We start from the raw sequence: 15,254 nt of genomic DNA on the forward strand, positions 1-15,254 counted from the left end.
CGATGCATGATGCTCGCCGCCCTGCTCCGGGAATGCTGGTCCGCCCAGCGTGACACGCAGCAGTTGCGGCTCTTCGTGGAGTCGCGCGGCCTCGCGCGATGGATGCGCGGCCTGATCTCCTGCCTCACCCTCGTCGTCACGGCCATCGCTGTCCTGTCGCTCGGATCGCCGTCCGGAGCCCAGGGTCTCGCGGATCGAGCCGTCGTCGTCGTCACCATCGTGGGTGGAATCGGCTGGGCCGTGCGCTGGAACGTGGCGCACTGGCCGTCCTTCCGCGAATCGGTCGTCTTCTTCGCCTACGCCGATGTCGCCATCGCCGTGGTCTGCTTCCTCGACTCGAGCTCGCTCGCCGGCTTGAGCGGTGCCGGTCTGCTGGTGCTCCTCGGGACCTACGCGACCTTCCTGCTGGGGCCACGGGTGTTACTCGCGCACGTCGTGTGGTGCGCATTCACCATCGCGGTGCTCGCCGTCAAGGTCGCGCTCGACCCCGAGTACGACCTGGCGATCGCCGCCGCCAAGGCGATCATGCTGAGTGTCGTCGGCGTGGTGGTCCCCATCGTGATCGAACTGGGTGTCCATCTCATCCGCGTCGACGCGGACAAGTCGTTGACCGATCCGCTCACCGGCCTCAGCAACCGCCGGGGGCTCGAGTCGCGACTGATGCTTCTCGCCGACGACATGCGTTCCACGACCACCCGCGCCGCCGCTGCCCACCCGGTGGCCGCCGTGATCGTGCTCGACCTCGACAAGTTCAAGGCGATCAACGACGAATTCGGGCACAACGTCGGCGACGAGGTGCTGGTGCGCGTCGGACAGAGCCTGGTGCGCGCGGCCGGATCCGCCGCCGTGGTCACACGCCACGGCGGCGAGGAGTTCCTCGTCTTCGATCTGTACGACGACGCACTCGCGGCGTTGCGGGCCGCCCGCGCCGTCCGCGACGCGGTGGCGGAGACGATCTCGGGGCCGGCGGTCACCGCGAGTGTCGGGCTCGCGATGGCGAGCACGACCACCCTGCTGCACGATCGCCGGCGCCTGTCGGCCACACTCACCGAACTCGTCGATCGGGGCGACACCGCGATGTACCGGGCGAAGCGATCGGGTGGGCACTGCGTCGCCGTGGACGGGGGAACGGCGCGCGGTCTCGCGTCGACCGGTTGAATGGTGGCGTGACCGATCCATCGCCCGCACGTACCTACGGCGGGGAGAGCGCCGAGGAGCGCACGGCTCGTCGCCGGCGCCAACTGCTCGACGCGGGGCGCGCGTCCTTCGGATCGGTGGGTTTCCGAGCGTCGACGGTGCGCGGCATCTGTCGTGACGCGCATGTCGCCGATCGCTACTTCTACGAGCTGTTCCCCACTCTCGAGGACCTCCTGGTCGAGGTGTACCGCGAGTGCATCGCCACACTGACCCGATCCACCACGGCGGCGGTCGACGACCTGCCCGCCGGGACGGACCCGCTGACGCTCTCGCGTCACGGCCTCGACGGCTTCTTCCGCGCCGTGGAGGACCGTGAGCTCGCACGGATCGTGTGGCTCGAGGTGCTGGGGGTGAGCCCACGGGTGGACCGCACGTATCTCGACACGATGCACGGATTCGGTGAGCTGATGGTGGGGCTCCTCGGTCGCCACACGCCGGACATTGCCGTCGGTAGTTCCCTCGACAGGTTGGCCACCGCCGCTGTCGGCGGCATCAGCCACACCGCCATGACCTGGCTCATGGACGGATACCGAGCGGACAGAACCGATCTCGTTCACGGGACCGCCCGGTTCCTCGCCGCGGTGGTCGGTGCGGCCGAGCCCGAGTAATTCGGTCGACGCGGTCCCCCCTCGGGTGTTTCAGTGGTGCGAACCGACCACCGGGAAGGCCGGAGGCCGGCCGACATCGAACCGACCACGACTCGAGGACGCACGCATGTATCCCACCGATCCCGACGTGTTCCTGCTCGTCCGACGGCAGGAACACGCGACCTTCACCCGCGACGCCGAGCACCGGCGCGTGGCTCGCGCCCGCGCACGTCTCGCCCACGACGAACTCCGCGTCCAGCGCGCATGGGAGGAACTGACGGCGGCACTGGCCGAGTCCGCGCAGTCGCGGCAGTCCCTGGCCGACCTGGTGCACAGCAGCCGCTGAGTCAGCGTTCGTTGCCCCGAAGTTCGATGCCCCGAAGGAGGATGTCGACGGCGGCCTCGATGGTGGCATCGTCGGGCAGCGTCCCGTACATCAGCGTCGGGCAGATAACGGAGCCGGACAGCATGGACACCGCCGCCTCGAGCTCCGGGCCCTGGATCACCGCACCGAGCATCTGCCGAGTGTGCTTCTCGCCGTCGTCGACGATGCGGCGGCGCACCCGGCCGATCTCGGCGACGGTGGCCCCCCACTGCGCCATGGCCATGAGCACGCGATCGAGGCGCTGGGTGGCGATGGCGTCACGGAGCATCCGCAGCTCACCGATCAGGTCCGTGCGGACGTCGCCGACCAGGTCGTGATGCGGCATGTCGCCGATCGCCTCGAGAGCCATGGTGAGCAGGTCGGAACGGGACGGCCAGTGCGTGTACAGCGTGGTCTTGGAGTAACCGGCCACCCGTGCGACGTGCGCGTGGGTCACCGCCTCCCACCCCTCGCCTGTCAGCACCTCGAGCGCGGCGCGCGAGACGTCCGCGCGTGTGCGAGCGACGCGGGCGTCCTCTGCCACGGCGTCGGGCTCTGTTCCGATTCCGTTCTCGTCCGACGGGGTATCACTCATCACGTCACTCACCTCCTCGGTCGCTGTGCTTCGAAATTCGGGCATCGAAGTTCGAGGGTTGAAGTTACGCGAATTTCGGGTGCAGACCTATTGAACTAAATGTTCATTACTGTACTGTTGGACCAGCTTCGTGCACGGCATTTCGACCGCGAACTCCCCCACCATCATTCGCGACGGGTCATCCGTCGCCTCGGGCCTCGGCGCAGCACAGCGTCGGGCCGGTCCACGGAAGGACACCGATGTCTGCCATCCTCTTCGGCTCCATCAGCACTCTCGCCGACACGTCCGAGCTCCAGCGACGCGCCTTCAACGAGGCGTTCTCCTCGCACGGGCTCGACTGGAACTGGTCACGCGACGACTACCGGTCCATGCTCGGTTCCAACGGCGGCGCGAACCGGATCGAGGACTTCGCGGCGTCCGAGGGCGTCGAGGTCGACGCCTCCGCGGTGCACGCGACCAAGTCGGAGATCTTCCGGTCCCTCCTCTCCTCGGCCGGTGTGAGCCCGCGACCCGGCGTCGTGGACACCATCGCCGCGGCGAAGAAGTCGGGCGCCAAGCTCGGCTTCGTCACGACCACGTCGAAGGAGAACGTCGACGCCGTGCTCGAGGCGCTGTCCCCCGAGGTCACTCGCGACTCCTTCGACGTCCTCGTCGACGCGGACGACGTCGAGCAGGGCAAGCCCGACCCCGCGTCCTACGCCTTCGCCCTCGACAAGCTGGGCGAACAGCCCTCCGCTTGCGTCGCGATCGAGGACAACGCCGGTGGTGTGGCCGCCGCAGCCGCAGCCGACATCACCTGCGTCGCGTTCCCGAACGAGAACACGGCCGGCAGCGACTTCTCCTCGGCATCGGAGACGGTCGAATCCCTCGACCCCGCTCGCATCGAATCTCTGGTGACGGCTCGACAGTGACCTTCACCGGTCGACTCCACACCCTGTCGAGTCACATCCACGCCAACCCCGGTTCACCCGTCGAGCGCGATGCTCGCGAACCGTTTTCCTCGGGAGAGAAGTAGTGAGCAACCTCCAGGCACGTGTCACCGCAGACGATCGCACCTTCCACGTCGAGGGATACGAGAAGATCGAGTACGACCTCGTGTACGTCGACGGCGTCTTCGACACCGCGAACACCGAGCTCGCGGACAGCTACCGGCCGTACGGCCGCTGCCTGATGGTGGTGGACGACAGCGTCCTCGCGCTGTACGGCGACGCGATCCACACCTATTTCCGCCATCACGACATCGCGCTGACCATCGTCCCGGTGCAGATCCGCGAGACGGCGAAGTCGATCGAGACCTTCGAGCGGATCGTGGGCGAGTTCGATCGCTTCGGCCTGGTGCGCACCGAGCCCGTCCTGGTCGTCGGCGGCGGACTCACGACGGACGTCGCCGGCTTCGCGTGCGCCAGCTACCGCCGGAACACGCCGTACATCCGCATCCCCACGACGCTGATCGGTCTCATCGACGCCAGCGTCAGCATCAAGGTCGCCGTCAACTACGGCAAGCACAAGAACCGTCTGGGCGCGTACCACGCCTCGCAAAAGGTGTTGCTGGACTTCAGTTTCCTGGGCACCCTGCCGGAGGACCAGGTCCGCAACGGCATGGCGGAACTCATCAAGATCTCCGTCGTGGGCAATCTCGAGATCTTCGAGATGCTCGAGAAGCACGGCCCGGAGCTGCTCGCGACGCGTTTCGGTCACCTCGACGGCACCGCGGAACTGCGCGAGATCGCTGACCGCCTCACCTACAAGGCCATCGCGACCATGCTGGACCTGGAAGCGCCCAACCTCCACGAGATCGACCTCGATCGCGTGATCGCTTTCGGCCACACCTGGAGTCCGACGCTCGAGCTCACCCCGCCCGCGCCGTTCTTCCACGGACACGCCATCAACATCGACATGGCGCTGTCCACCACCCTCGCGGAGCAGCGCGGCCACATCACGGCCGACGACCGCGACCGCGTGCTCGGCGTCATGAGCGGGATCGGGCTCGCGCTCGACAGCTCGTACCTGACGGCCGACCTGCTCGCCGAGGCCACGTCGTCCATCCTCAAGACCCGAGACGGGATTCTCCGCGCGGCGGTGCCGGCGCCCATCGGGTCCTGCGAATTCCTGAACGACGTGACCGTCGACGAGCTGTCGGACACGCTCACCCTGCACAAGAAGATCTGCCTCGAGCACGACCGCGACGGCGACGGCGTGGACATGTTCACCGCGCCGCAACCGGAGGTCGCGGTCGGTTCGTCCCACGATGAGTGATGCACGGCCGGTCACACCGACCACCATCGCCGCGGCCGAGCTGACGGAGCTGTGCCGGGACCTCGACGACCTCGGGGTCCCGGCAGCCGTTCTCGGCCGCGCTCGGCGTGCGCGTGACGTGATCGCGGGCCTCGACCCGTACCTGGACGAGTGCACCACCCCGGAATCACCCGCTCTCGCGGATCTGGCCGCACGCACCCGATCCGCGGAATGGTCCGGCAGCGCGCTCGAGCAGGAGATGCTGTCCGGCCACGTCGAGGGACGTTTCCTCGACTTCCTCGTGCGGATGACCCGCGCCACGTCGGTCCTCGAGATCGGCATGTTCACGGGGTACTCCGCTCTCGCCATGGCCGAGGCACTTCCACCCGGCGGAAGCATCGTCGCCTGTGAACTGGACGAACCCGTCGCGGCGTTCGCCCGACAGTGCTTCGACGCGTCGCCGGCAGGTGACGCGATCGAGATTCTCGTCGGTCCTGCGGCGGAGTCCCTCACCCGTCTCGCCGACGAGGGACGTCGGTTCGACCTGGTGTTCATCGACGCCGACAAGGCCGGGTACCTCGGATACCTGACGGCGCTTCTCGACTCCGAGCTGCTGACGCCGGACGCCGTGGTCGCCGTCGACAACACACTCCTGCAGGCCGAGCCGTACCTCGGTACGGCCATGTCGGACAACGGTTCCGCCATCGCGGAGTTCAATCGCGCCGTGGCGGCGGACTCCCGCGTCGAGCAGGTCCTGGTCCCGCTGCGGGACGGACTGACGCTCATCCGTCGATCGAGCGCGTCGTGACGAGCGTCGGCCGGTCCGTGGCGGTCCTCGCCGGCTCGCTCGTCACCGCCCCGCTCGACCTCGTGCCCGTCCTGGCGGCGCTCGCCCGACCGCGCACGGCACCCGGTTCGCCTGCCGCACAACGTAGGACGGTCGTGATCAATGGCGGCAAGATGACCAAGGCGCTACAACTCGCGAGATCGTTCCACGGCGCCGGCCACCGGGTGGTACTGGTCGAATCGGCCAAGTACCGGTACACCGCGCATCGGTTCTCCCGAGCGGTGGACGTGTTCCACACCGTCCCCGAGGCGTCGGAACCCGGATATGCGCGCGCGATCGCCGACATCGTGCTGAGCGAGAGAGCGGACGTGTTCGTGCCGGTGTCGAGTCCGGCGTCCAGCGTGCCGGACGCCGAGGTCGGTCGTCTGCTCGACGGGCGGTGCGACGTCGTCCACGTCGACTCGGCCACCGTGCGCATGCTCGACGACAAGGTGCAGTTCTCGAAGGTCGCGGAGTCGCTCGGTCTGCGCGTGCCGGAATCACACCTCGTCACCGACCGTCGGCAGGTCGAGGACTTCGACTTCCCCGACGGCCGTACCTACATCCTCAAGCGCATCGCGTACAACCCGGTGGGTCGTATGGACCTCACGCCGTTGACGGGACGGGACCGCGCGGCGAATGCCGCGTTCGTCTCCGGGCTCGATATCTCGGACGAGGATCCGTGGATCATGCAGGAGTTCGTCACCGGTCAGGAGTACTGCACCCACTCGACTGTCCGCAACGGGCGCGTGCAGGTGTACGGGTGCTGCGAGTCGTCGGCGTTCCAGATCAACTACGCCATGGTGGACAAGCCCGAGATCCGGTCGTGGGTGGAGCATTTCGTCGGCGAGCTCGGGCTCACGGGCCAGGTGTCCTTCGACTTCATCGAGGCGGCGGACGGCCACGCCTACGCCATCGAGTGCAATCCGCGAACGCATTCGGCCATCACCATGTTCCACGATCACCCGGACGTGGCGGCTGCGTACCTCGACGACGGGCACCCCGTCATCACGCCGCTCCCGTCCGCCCGGCCGACCTACTGGATCTACCACGAGATCTGGCGGCTGCTCACCCAGCCTGGCCGCCTCGCCCGCGCACGCACCATCGCCACCGGGAAGGACGCGGTGTTCACGCGGTGGGATCCGTTGCCCTACTTCATGCTTCACCACCTCCACATGCCGTCGCTGATCTGGGCGAACCTTCGCGCCGGTCGCTCGTGGAGCCGCATCGACTTCAACATCGGCAAACTCGTGGAGGCCGGCGGTGACTGACGACACGGCTTTCGTCCACCCGACCGCACGGGTGACCGTGCTGCACCTCGCGGGGTCCGCCGAGGACGAGTTCCACTCGGACCTGTCGCGGGTGTACGCCTCGGACGCGCTGTCCGCGCTCGCCGATCCCGCACGGTACGAGTTCCACGTCGCACTGGTCTCGCCCGACCGCACGTGGCGCTTCCCGGTCGATCTCACCGACGACGCTGTGGCGGCGGCTCCGCCTCTGTCGCTCGCGGACGCGCTGCGTCACATCGAGGCTCTGGGTGTCGACGTCGTCGTGCCGCAGATGTTCTGCCTGCCCGGCATGACGTCCTACCGGGCGCTGGTCGACGTCGTGGGTCTCGCTCTGCTGGGCAACACCGCCGACGTGATGGCACTCGCGGCGGACAAGGCGCTGACCCGAGCGGTGGTCGCTGCGGCGGGCGTTCCGGTGCCGGAGGGCCACGTCGTCGTCGTGCCCCCGGACGCACCACGGTCAGGCACGCGGTCGCCCGTCCCGTTACCGGTGGTCGTCAAGCCGGTGGACTCCGACAACTCGGTGGGGGTGTCGCTCGCGCGCACTCCTGACGAGTACACCGACGCGCTCGCGGACGCTACGCGGTTCTCCCGCCGGGTGCTGGTGGAGCGCTACGTCGAGTTGGGACGTGAGGTGCGCTGCGGCATCGTCGTGGTGGACGGTGAACCGGTGTGCCTGCCGCTCGAGGAGTACGCCGTGGACGCGGACGATCGTCCGATCCGCACACGCGAGGACAAGTTGTCCCGCGACGAGGACGGGGCGCTGTACCTGGTGGCCAAGAACGCCACGAAGGCGTGGATCGTCCCCGAGGACGATCCGATCACCGAGCGGATCCACGCGGTGGCCCTCGAGTGCCACCGAGCGCTGGGGTGTCGGCACTACAGCCTCTTCGACTTCCGGGTGGACCCCGACGGTCGACCGTGGTTTCTCGAGGCAGGCCTGTACTGCTCCTACGCGCGGGGCAGCGTGGTCGCGGTGATGGCTGCGGCCGCGGGAATCAGTCTCGAGGACCTGTTCGCCGCAGGACTGCGCGAACTCTCGATCGAAGGAGCACGATGATGCGACACACCACCCTCGAACCCGTCGGCGCACACGTCGAGGACGTCCGGGTGGAGGACCTCGACGCGGCGGGAATCGACGAGACACGCCGCCTCGCAGCAGATCACGGCGTCGTCGTCTTCCGGGGGCAGTCGCTCGACGACGACCGTTTCACCGAGTTCCTCCGTGCGTTCGGCGAACTCGTGTTCACCGAGGGCGAGACACCGGTCCCCGGACACCCGGATCTCAACGTCATCAGCAATGTCGGCCGGACGACGACGCCGCGCTCCACCTTCCACGTGGACACGAGCTATGTGGCACACCCACCGGCGTACACCTCGCTCCGTGCGGTCACCGTGCCGTCGGAGGGAGGACAGACCGTCTTCAGCAACCAGTACCGCGCGTGGGACACACTGCCCGACGACCTTCGCGACGAGCTCGTCGACCGCACGCTCACGCACGTCGTGACCGGTCTCGATCTCGCCGACGATGCCGAGTCGTCCGCAGTGCATCCGCTCGTGGCGACCCATCCGATCAGCGGACGGCGCTCGCTCTACCTGTCGACTCCCGCGCGATGCGCGTCGATCAGCGGAATGTCGCCCGACGAGACCGCCGAGACCGTCCGGTTCCTCTACGACCACTCCACCGCCGAGGACAACGTGCACCGGCACACGTGGCAGCCGGGCGACGTCGTCTTGTGGGACAACCGGTGCGTCATGCACCGGGCCGACCACAGCGGAGTGGTGGGCGACCGGGTGATGCACCGCGGGATGGCAACCGACGGTCGCGCTCGCTCCTGAGGCCGATCGTCAGCGCGCCAGGACAGCGGCCCCTCGCCGCACCACCATGTCGCGGAAGGCGAGGGCCTGCGCCGGCAGGGTGCGTGCGGGCCACACCACGCCGATGCGCCGCCGCGCCGCGGGGTCGTTCACCGCGATGTCGACCGTGGGCAGCCGGCCGGCGGGAGTGGTCGTGCGAGGGAGGACGCTGACGCCGAGGCCCGCCCCGACCAGCCCGCGCACGGTGTGGATGTCCTGCCCCTCGAAGGCGATGGTCGGGGCCATTCCCGCAGCGGCCCACAGTGTCTCGCAGAGAGAACGCATGCCGTACCCGTGTTCCATCGCCACGTACGGGTCGTCCGCCGTTTCCACGAGGTCCACCGATCGGCGGCCCGCCAGTCGGTGATCGGACGGGACGACCAACACGAGCCTCTCGTCGTACAGCCCGAAGGACGTGTCGGTGCCGTGTTCGGTGCCGAGCGCCACGAATGCGAGGTCCGCGCTCCCGTCCTCCAGTCTGTCGAGGCACCGGGCCCGCGCGCCCCTGGTCGAGGGTGAACGTGACGGCGGGATGATCGGCGAGGAAGCGCTTGATGAGCAGCGGGAGCACGCCCTCGCCCACCGTGTTCTGGAAGCTGACCGAGATGCGGCCACGAGTGCGGGCGTCCTGCTCGGTCATGGCGTCGAGCCCGGCCTCGAGTTCGCGGACCGCCCGGTCGAGGAAGGGCATCAGTGCACGTCCCGCAGGCGTGAGGGCGATGCCCCGACCACGACGCTCGACGACCGCCACTCCCAACGCGGCCGAGGCGCGGGCGAGTTGCCGGCTCACCGTCGGCTGCGGGAGGCCGAGGACGTGCGCCGCCTCGGTGATGTGTTCGGTCTCCGCCACGGCGAGCAGTGTCGGGATCAGAGGCAGGAGTGCCTCGGCTTCCTCACGCATGAATCGAACGATACGTCACGATCATGATTGTGCGAGATGCAATGCATTGGACGAATAGGTCGCGTCCGGCCTACCGTCGGATCCCGTGACCATCGACGAGGCGACCGACACCGACTGGGACGGACACACCCGTGGGTCCCGCGAGTACCGCAGGCTCGTCGCCGGGCTGCTTCTCGCCGGTGTCGCCACTTTCGCCCAGCTGTACTCCGTCCAGGGCATCCTCCCGCTCATCGCCTCGAACCTCTCGATCACGCCGTCGCAGTCCTCGCTCGCGGTGGGCTGCGCCACGGTCGGCGTCGCGGTCGCCGTACTGCCGTGGTCCGTGGTGGCCGACCGCGTCGGCCGGGTGCGTGCCATGAGCATCTCGATCGTCACGGCCACCGTCCTGGGCCTCGTCGTCCCGCTCTCCACGTCGTTGCCGATGCTGCTGACGGTGCGGTTCGTGGAGGGCGCCGCCCTCGGCGGGCTGCCGGCCATCGCGATCGCCTACCTCAGCGAGGAGGTGCACCGCCGGAACACCGCGGTGGCCGCGGCCACCTACGTCTCGGGCACCACGCTGGGCGGGCTGCTCGGCCGCATCGTCGCCGGACCCGTCGCCGAGTACACGAACTGGCGCATCGGAACACTGACGGTCTCGATCATCGCCGCCGTGGCCGCGATCGCCTTCCTGCGCCTCGCCCCCGCACCGCGGCGCGCGCTCCCTGCGCGGGACGGCGGCCCGGGGCTGGGGAAACGCGTCACCACACACCTCCGGGACCCCGGCATGCGCGCGCTGTTCGGGCAGGCGTTCCTGCTCATGGGCGGCTTCGTCACCGTCTACAACTATCTGGGCTTCCGCCTCGAGGCAGCCCCGTTCGGACTCCCCCAGTCGCTGATCAGCCTCATCTTCATCGCCTATCTCAGCGGAACCGTCTCGTCTCGCGTCGCCGGACAGCTGGCCGGCCGGTTCGGACGCTCCGCGGTGCTCGCCGGGTCGACGGGCGTCATGATCGCCGGGGTCGCCCTGACGATCGCGCACTCGCTGATCGTCGTACTCCTCGGCCTGGTGGTGTTCACGATGGGATTCTTCGCCGCGCACGCCATCGCGTCCGGATGGACCGGGCATCGCGCGACGGACGGTCGCGCTCAGGCGGCGTCGCTCTACAACCTCTTCTACTACGGCGGTTCGAGCATCGTCGGCTGGACGGGCGGCGTCGTGTATCAGGCCTACGGCTGGTCAGCCATGGCCGCGTTCGTCATCGCACTGGCCGTCGTCGCCGCTCTGTGGGCACTGGTCCTGCGGTCGCCCGGCGCCGAGGCTCAGTCGGCGTAGTCGCCGGGGTCCAGGATGTCGTTCATGTCGCGACGGACGAGCCGGACCATGAGCGGGAGCGGCAGGAACCGGGCCCCGAAGGCGACCTGGCGCGACCGGTGTCCGGTGACGATGCGCATCCGTCCGGACTCGACGTCCCGCACCACGCGCTCGGCCACCGCCTCGGGCGAGGTGGCGTAGTACTTCGCTGCGAACTGCTGGGATCCCTCGGCCCGCGAGATGTTGGTCGCCACGCCGCCCGGATGGACCAGGTGGACCGAGACGGTGGACCCGGCGAGTTCGGTCGCGAGGGCCTCGGTGAATCCCCGCACCGCGAACTTGCTGGCGCAGTAGTCGGTGTGGTTCGGCGTCCCCTGCAGTCCGAAGATGGAGGACACGTTCACCAGCGCAGCCGCCGGCCGCGACATCAGCTGCGGCAGGAAGGCGCGCGTCCCGTGCACCACCCCACCGAGATTGACCGCCATCACCCGGTCGTAGGACGCGTCGTCGAGATGCCAGGCGGGCCGGAAACCGCCCTCGATGCCGGCGTTGTTGACGACGACGGTCGCCGGGCCCACCTCCCGGGCGACGCGGGCGGCGAAGGCCGCGACGGCGTCGCGATCGGCCACGTCGTACACCTCGGTGAGCACCGTGCCGCCAGAGGGCAGGCTCGTCACCGTCTCCGCGAGGGCGTTGCCGTCGATGTCGCCGAGCGCGAGGACCGCCCCGCGTGCGGCGTAGGCCGCCGCGTACGCGCGGCCCATGCCGGATCCGGCTCCGGTGATCACCACCACCTTGCCTGCGAGGTCCGCCAACGGTCGCCGTCGTCCCACCATCATCTGATGATAGCTGTCATCACATCGCGTCGCAGTGTCGATGTGCCCGCGTACTGTGCGTGTCATGCCCGACGTCGTCGTACCCGCTGCCGATCGAATCCACTGGCGCAACGAGTGGCTGGACTCCTGGCAGTCCTTCCCCGTGGCGGGCAACTTCGATCTCGCCGCGAATGCGCACGGGTTGCTGCTCGTCCACAACGACGACACCGTCGACGCGGGCGAGGGATTCGACAGCCACCAGCACGCCGACGTCGAGATCGTGACCTGGGTGCTGGACGGATCACTGGTGCACCGTGACTCGCTCGGGAACGAGGGGACCATCACGCCCGGGTTGGCGCAGCGGATGAGTGCGGGCTCCGGCGTCGTCCACTCCGAGCGGAACGGGGCCGGATATTCCGCCGGGACACCGCTGCGGGTCGTCCAGATGTGGCTTCCGCCGGACGAGAACGGGCGGCCGCCCGGGTACGAGGAGTACGCGGCGGCAGGCGAACTGGCCTCCGGCCGCCTGGTCACGGTCGCGTCGGGACTCGACCGTGACCGCGGTGGCACGGCCGTCGGACTGGGCCAGAGCAAGGCGGCGCTCCACGTGGCGCGGCTGCGGCCGGGCACGCCCGTCACCCTCCCCACCGCGCCGTTCCTCCACCTCTTCGTCGCGCGCGGCACCGTCGAGATCGACGGCATCGGAACACTCGGTCACGGTGACGCGCTCCGCGGTACCGACACCGGCGGACATGTCGTCCACACAACGTCGTCGGCCGAGATCCTGGTGTGGGAGATGCACGCTCATGCGTGAGTGTTTGCGGTCACACGGCCGGGGGTAGAGAACTGTCCACACGGGTCGCGATGTGGACGTACCCGCCCGGAAGACGGAGAACGAGATGGCCAACGTCGTCATGCTGCTGATGTTCATGGTGGTCGGTGTCGGTTCGGGCGCTGCCCTCCTGCTGCGACCGCCCGTCCGCTAGGGCATTCCGGCGCCACCGGTCGGCGCCGGGCGCCGGTAGTGTTCGCCCATGGCCACTCTCGATCACGGCGACCCCGGCGACGCCCCGTCGATGCCGACGCCCACCGCTCCCGTCACCCACCCTCGCCGGCCGTCCGCGGCGGAGGAGGCGCGCACGGTGGCCGCGTCGACCAACACGGCCACGCTCGCGAGCCTCTCGGCCGACGGTCATCCGTGGGCGTCCTACGTGACGTACGGCCTCCTGGGCGGGAACCCCGTGCTCTGTGTCTCCCACATGGCGGAGCACGGTCGCAATCTCGCGGCGGATCCACGGGTGAGTCTGTCCGTCGTCGCTCCGGGCGAGAACAGTGATCCGCTCGCGAGCGGACGTATCACGCTGGCGGGCACCGTGCTTCGGCCGTCGGGCTCGGACGTCGAGGCTGCGCGGGAGGCGCACCTGGCGGCCGTCCCGGCGGCGCGGTACTACATCGACTACAGCGACTTCACCGTCTGGATCCTGTCGGTGGACCGAGTCAGATGGGTGGGCGACTACGGCCGCATGGACTCGGCCACGGCGGCGGACTACGCAGCCGCCGTACCGGATCCGGTACGGCCGGTGAGCGGGCCTGCGGTGGAGCACCTGAACGCCGACCACGCGGACGCACTCACCGCGATGACCGCGGCATTCGGCGGATTCCCCGATGCGACGTCCGCTGTGTGCACCGGCGCCGACCGCTACGGACTCGACATCACGGTCACCACACCGAGAGGCGTGTCCTACACGCGAGTCGGCTACACGTCGCCGTTGGCGTCACTCGACGATCTCCGTGCCGCGACGATCGAGCTGACGAGAAACGCCCGCCGCCCCTGAGGGAACGACGGGCGTCGATGGTCGAACGGCTCAGCTGACCGCAGCGTTCCGACGCGGCAACTTCCAGTCGGGGCGGACCCAGTGGCAGGTGTATCCGTTGGGGATCCGCTGCAGGTAGTCCTGATGTTCGGGCTCGGCCTCCCAGAACTCGCTCGCCGCGGTGACCTCGGTGACCACCTTTCCGGGCCAGATACCGGACGCGTCGACGTCGGCGATCGTGTCCAGCGCGACGCGCTTCTGCTCGTCGGAGGTGTAGAAGATCGCCGAGCGGTAGCTCACTCCGCGGTCGTTGCCCTGACGGTTCTTCGTCGACGGGTCGTGAATCTGGAAGAAGAACTCCAGGATGTCGCGGTAGGTCGTCCGGGTCGGGTCGAACACGATCTCGACCGCCTCGGCGTGCGTGCCGTGGTTCCGGTACGTCGCGTTCGGCACGTCTCCGCCCGAGTACCCGACGCGCGTGGAGAGCACGCCTGGCTGCTTGCGGATCAGTTCCTCGACACCCCAGAAGCATCCACCCGCCAGGATGGCCGTCTCGGTCGTGGAACCTGCCTGTGTGCTGTCCGCCATGGTGTCTCCTCTTGTCGCAGTAACACTCTGTTCCGTCAACGTCCGCGCGCACCGCGTTGTTCCGACGGGCAGTTCCGGCGGGCCGTCACGCGACGGGCGGAACCTCGACGGACCTCGTGGGATGCGACTCCTCGATCAGAGACAGCGCGACCTCCCGCAGCGGGCGGTTCTCGGACTGGGAGATGTGCGCAAGCATCGTGAAGGCCTGCACGGCATCGACGTCGAATCGCTCCATGAGGATCCCCTTGGCCTGGCCGATGATGTCGCGACTCGCGAGGCCGTCCCGGAAGTTCTGGTCGTCGCGGGCACTGAGCAGCGCCACCGCGCCGTGGGCGGCGAGCGCGGATCCGACCATCTGAGCATCGGCGTCGAAGGCGTCGGCAGTCCTGCTGAACAGCAGCAACACGCCGAGATCACGCGCCGACGGATCGGTGTAGAGGCGGAACGCCGCCATCGACTCGATTCCCCTGTCGCGTGCGGCCGCGGCGAAGGAGGGCCACCGCCGCTCGCTGCCGAGATTCTCGGCCACGACGGTGTCGATCTGCCAGATCTCGTTCTCGGTGGGCCCCTCACCCAGTTCGAACTGCACACGGCAGAGATCGGCGGCGACGTCGTCGGTGCGGGCGTGGATGGTGCGCCGCGCACCGGTCATCACGGTGACGCACGCATGGTCGACGCCGGGCATGAGCTGCGTGGCCGACCGCACCAGGGCTGTCAGCGTGTCGTCCACCGATCGACGGGTTCCGCGGAGAGTGCGGGCCATCTCGGCGATGCTGCCGAGCGCAGACGCCTGCTGATCGACGGAGGTGTCCTCGTCGATGGTGCGGACGAGATCGCCGCGATCGCCGTACGGCACCGTCATGTGTTCCCCACTCTCGACGCCCATGACAACCGA

At 68.8% G+C, this 15,254-nt stretch carries 17 protein-coding genes and 1 pseudogene; 12 read left to right on the forward strand and 6 right to left on the reverse strand.

Annotation, left to right across the window (positions count from 1 at the left end; all coding sequences use genetic code 11):
* Positions 1-6: 6 nt before the first annotated feature.
* The 3 genes from QE397_RS13020 (at position 7) to QE397_RS13030 (ending at position 2,130) form a co-directional block, all read left to right on the forward strand.
* Positions 7-1,158, forward strand: a complete 1,152-nt coding sequence (locus QE397_RS13020; RefSeq protein ID WP_307095178.1) for a diguanylate cyclase — start codon at positions 7-9, stop codon at positions 1,156-1,158.
* Positions 1,159-1,166: 8 nt separating this feature from the next.
* Complete coding sequence (locus tag QE397_RS13025) at positions 1,167-1,805, forward strand: TetR/AcrR family transcriptional regulator (RefSeq protein WP_051612942.1); 639 nt, start codon at positions 1,167-1,169, stop codon at positions 1,803-1,805.
* A gap of 106 nt (positions 1,806-1,911) precedes the next feature.
* The gene (locus tag QE397_RS13030) at positions 1,912-2,130 is read left to right on the forward strand and encodes a hypothetical protein (RefSeq protein WP_027503999.1); all 219 of its coding nucleotides are present in this window, start codon (positions 1,912-1,914) and stop codon (positions 2,128-2,130) included.
* 1 nt (position 2,131) lies between these two features.
* Here the strand turns inward: QE397_RS13030 and QE397_RS13035 are convergent, their stop codons facing one another.
* Positions 2,132-2,743, reverse strand: coding sequence for a TetR/AcrR family transcriptional regulator (locus QE397_RS13035; RefSeq protein ID WP_307095181.1), 612 nt, complete (start codon positions 2,741-2,743; stop codon positions 2,132-2,134).
* Between the two features lie 239 nt (positions 2,744-2,982).
* On the opposite strand from QE397_RS13035, the gene QE397_RS13040 reads away from it, so the two are divergent.
* The 6 genes from QE397_RS13040 to QE397_RS13065 all read left to right on the forward strand — a co-directional run bounded on the left by QE397_RS13040 (position 2,983) and on the right by QE397_RS13065 (position 8,932).
* The gene (locus tag QE397_RS13040; RefSeq protein WP_027504000.1) at positions 2,983-3,654 is read left to right on the forward strand and encodes an HAD-IA family hydrolase; all 672 of its coding nucleotides are present in this window, start codon (positions 2,983-2,985) and stop codon (positions 3,652-3,654) included.
* Between the two features lie 103 nt (positions 3,655-3,757).
* The gene (locus QE397_RS13045; protein WP_027504001.1) at positions 3,758-4,999 is read left to right on the forward strand and encodes a sedoheptulose 7-phosphate cyclase; all 1,242 of its coding nucleotides are present in this window, start codon (positions 3,758-3,760) and stop codon (positions 4,997-4,999) included.
* Positions 4,992-5,786, forward strand: a complete 795-nt coding sequence (locus QE397_RS13050) for an O-methyltransferase (protein ID WP_285188300.1) — start codon at positions 4,992-4,994, stop codon at positions 5,784-5,786. The genes QE397_RS13045 and QE397_RS13050 overlap by 8 nt, the downstream gene beginning before the upstream one ends.
* Entirely contained in the window at positions 5,783-7,075 is a 1,293-nt protein-coding gene (locus tag QE397_RS13055; RefSeq protein ID WP_307095187.1) for an ATP-grasp enzyme, read from the forward strand. The genes QE397_RS13050 and QE397_RS13055 overlap by 4 nt, the downstream gene beginning before the upstream one ends.
* Positions 7,068-8,153 carry a D-alanine--D-alanine ligase gene (locus tag QE397_RS13060; protein ID WP_307095188.1) on the forward strand — a complete coding sequence of 362 codons (1,086 nt, stop codon included), beginning with the start codon at positions 7,068-7,070 and terminating at the stop codon, positions 8,151-8,153. Before QE397_RS13055 ends, QE397_RS13060 begins: the two co-directional genes overlap by 8 nt.
* Positions 8,150-8,932 carry a TauD/TfdA family dioxygenase gene (locus tag QE397_RS13065; protein WP_307095190.1) on the forward strand — a complete coding sequence of 261 codons (783 nt, stop codon included), beginning with the start codon at positions 8,150-8,152 and terminating at the stop codon, positions 8,930-8,932. Before QE397_RS13060 ends, QE397_RS13065 begins: the two co-directional genes overlap by 4 nt.
* A gap of 9 nt (positions 8,933-8,941) precedes the next feature.
* On the opposite strand, the gene QE397_RS13070 is transcribed toward QE397_RS13065, so the two are convergent.
* Positions 8,942-9,397: a LysR substrate-binding domain-containing protein gene (locus tag QE397_RS13070; RefSeq protein WP_307095192.1), complete on the reverse strand. Its 456-nt coding sequence runs from the start codon at positions 9,395-9,397 to the stop codon at positions 8,942-8,944.
* Positions 9,398-9,707: 310 nt separating this feature from the next.
* Positions 9,708-9,851, reverse strand: a pseudogene (locus tag QE397_RS13075) (LysR family transcriptional regulator); the annotation flags it as partial.
* An 85-nt stretch (positions 9,852-9,936) separates the two neighbouring features.
* Here QE397_RS13075 and QE397_RS13080 point away from each other — a divergent pair.
* The gene (locus QE397_RS13080; protein WP_222638250.1) at positions 9,937-11,163 is read left to right on the forward strand and encodes an MFS transporter; all 1,227 of its coding nucleotides are present in this window, start codon (positions 9,937-9,939) and stop codon (positions 11,161-11,163) included.
* Here the strand turns inward: QE397_RS13080 and QE397_RS13085 are convergent.
* Positions 11,151-11,978 (reverse strand): SDR family oxidoreductase, encoded by an 828-nt coding sequence (locus QE397_RS13085; RefSeq protein WP_056447585.1) that lies wholly within the window; start codon positions 11,976-11,978, stop codon positions 11,151-11,153. The genes QE397_RS13080 and QE397_RS13085 overlap by 13 nt on opposite strands.
* A gap of 64 nt (positions 11,979-12,042) precedes the next feature.
* Between QE397_RS13085 and QE397_RS13090 the strand changes: the two genes are divergently transcribed.
* Together QE397_RS13090 and QE397_RS13095 are read left to right on the forward strand one after the other, a co-directional pair.
* A complete protein-coding gene (locus QE397_RS13090; protein ID WP_307095196.1) occupies positions 12,043-12,771 on the forward strand; it encodes a pirin family protein in 729 nt (242 codons plus the stop codon).
* 220 nt (positions 12,772-12,991) lie between these two features.
* Positions 12,992-13,792, forward strand: a complete 801-nt coding sequence (locus QE397_RS13095; RefSeq protein WP_307095198.1) for a HugZ family protein — start codon at positions 12,992-12,994, stop codon at positions 13,790-13,792.
* Between the two features lie 30 nt (positions 13,793-13,822).
* On the opposite strand, the gene msrA is transcribed toward QE397_RS13095, so the two are convergent.
* The gene (gene msrA, locus QE397_RS13100) at positions 13,823-14,359 is read right to left on the reverse strand and encodes a peptide-methionine (S)-S-oxide reductase MsrA (RefSeq protein WP_056447231.1); all 537 of its coding nucleotides are present in this window, start codon (positions 14,357-14,359) and stop codon (positions 13,823-13,825) included.
* A gap of 85 nt (positions 14,360-14,444) precedes the next feature.
* Positions 14,445-15,245, reverse strand: a complete 801-nt coding sequence (locus QE397_RS13105; RefSeq protein ID WP_261775855.1) for a GAF and ANTAR domain-containing protein — start codon at positions 15,243-15,245, stop codon at positions 14,445-14,447.
* Between the last annotated feature and the right edge of the window lie 9 nt (positions 15,246-15,254).

This window comes from Rhodococcus sp. SORGH_AS_0301, from assembly GCF_030818285.1.
In the GTDB taxonomy this organism is placed as follows: domain Bacteria; phylum Actinomycetota; class Actinomycetes; order Mycobacteriales; family Mycobacteriaceae; genus Rhodococcoides.

Excerpts from the sequence above, each read along its gene's own strand:
- QE397_RS13020 (WP_307095178.1), top strand. The coding sequence starts at position 7 with ATGATGCTCGCCGCCCTGCTCCGGGAATGCTGGTCCGCCCAGCGTGAC.
- QE397_RS13030 (WP_027503999.1), top strand. The coding sequence starts at position 1,912 with ATGTATCCCACCGATCCCGACGTGTTCCTGCTCGTCCGACGGCAGGAA.
- QE397_RS13085 (WP_056447585.1), bottom strand. The coding sequence starts at position 11,978 with ATGGTGGGACGACGGCGACCGTTGGCGGACCTCGCAGGCAAGGTGGTG.
- QE397_RS13105 (WP_261775855.1), bottom strand. The coding sequence starts at position 15,245 with ATGGGCGTCGAGAGTGGGGAACACATGACGGTGCCGTACGGCGATCGC.
- msrA (WP_056447231.1), bottom strand. The coding sequence starts at position 14,359 with ATGGCGGACAGCACACAGGCAGGTTCCACGACCGAGACGGCCATCCTG.
- QE397_RS13095 (WP_307095198.1), top strand. The coding sequence starts at position 12,992 with ATGGCCACTCTCGATCACGGCGACCCCGGCGACGCCCCGTCGATGCCG.
- QE397_RS13035 (WP_307095181.1), bottom strand. The coding sequence starts at position 2,743 with ATGAGTGATACCCCGTCGGACGAGAACGGAATCGGAACAGAGCCCGAC.
- QE397_RS13040 (WP_027504000.1), top strand. The coding sequence starts at position 2,983 with ATGTCTGCCATCCTCTTCGGCTCCATCAGCACTCTCGCCGACACGTCC.
- QE397_RS13065 (WP_307095190.1), top strand. The coding sequence starts at position 8,150 with ATGATGCGACACACCACCCTCGAACCCGTCGGCGCACACGTCGAGGAC.
- QE397_RS13050 (WP_285188300.1), top strand. The coding sequence starts at position 4,992 with ATGAGTGATGCACGGCCGGTCACACCGACCACCATCGCCGCGGCCGAG.
- QE397_RS13090 (WP_307095196.1), top strand. The coding sequence starts at position 12,043 with ATGCCCGACGTCGTCGTACCCGCTGCCGATCGAATCCACTGGCGCAAC.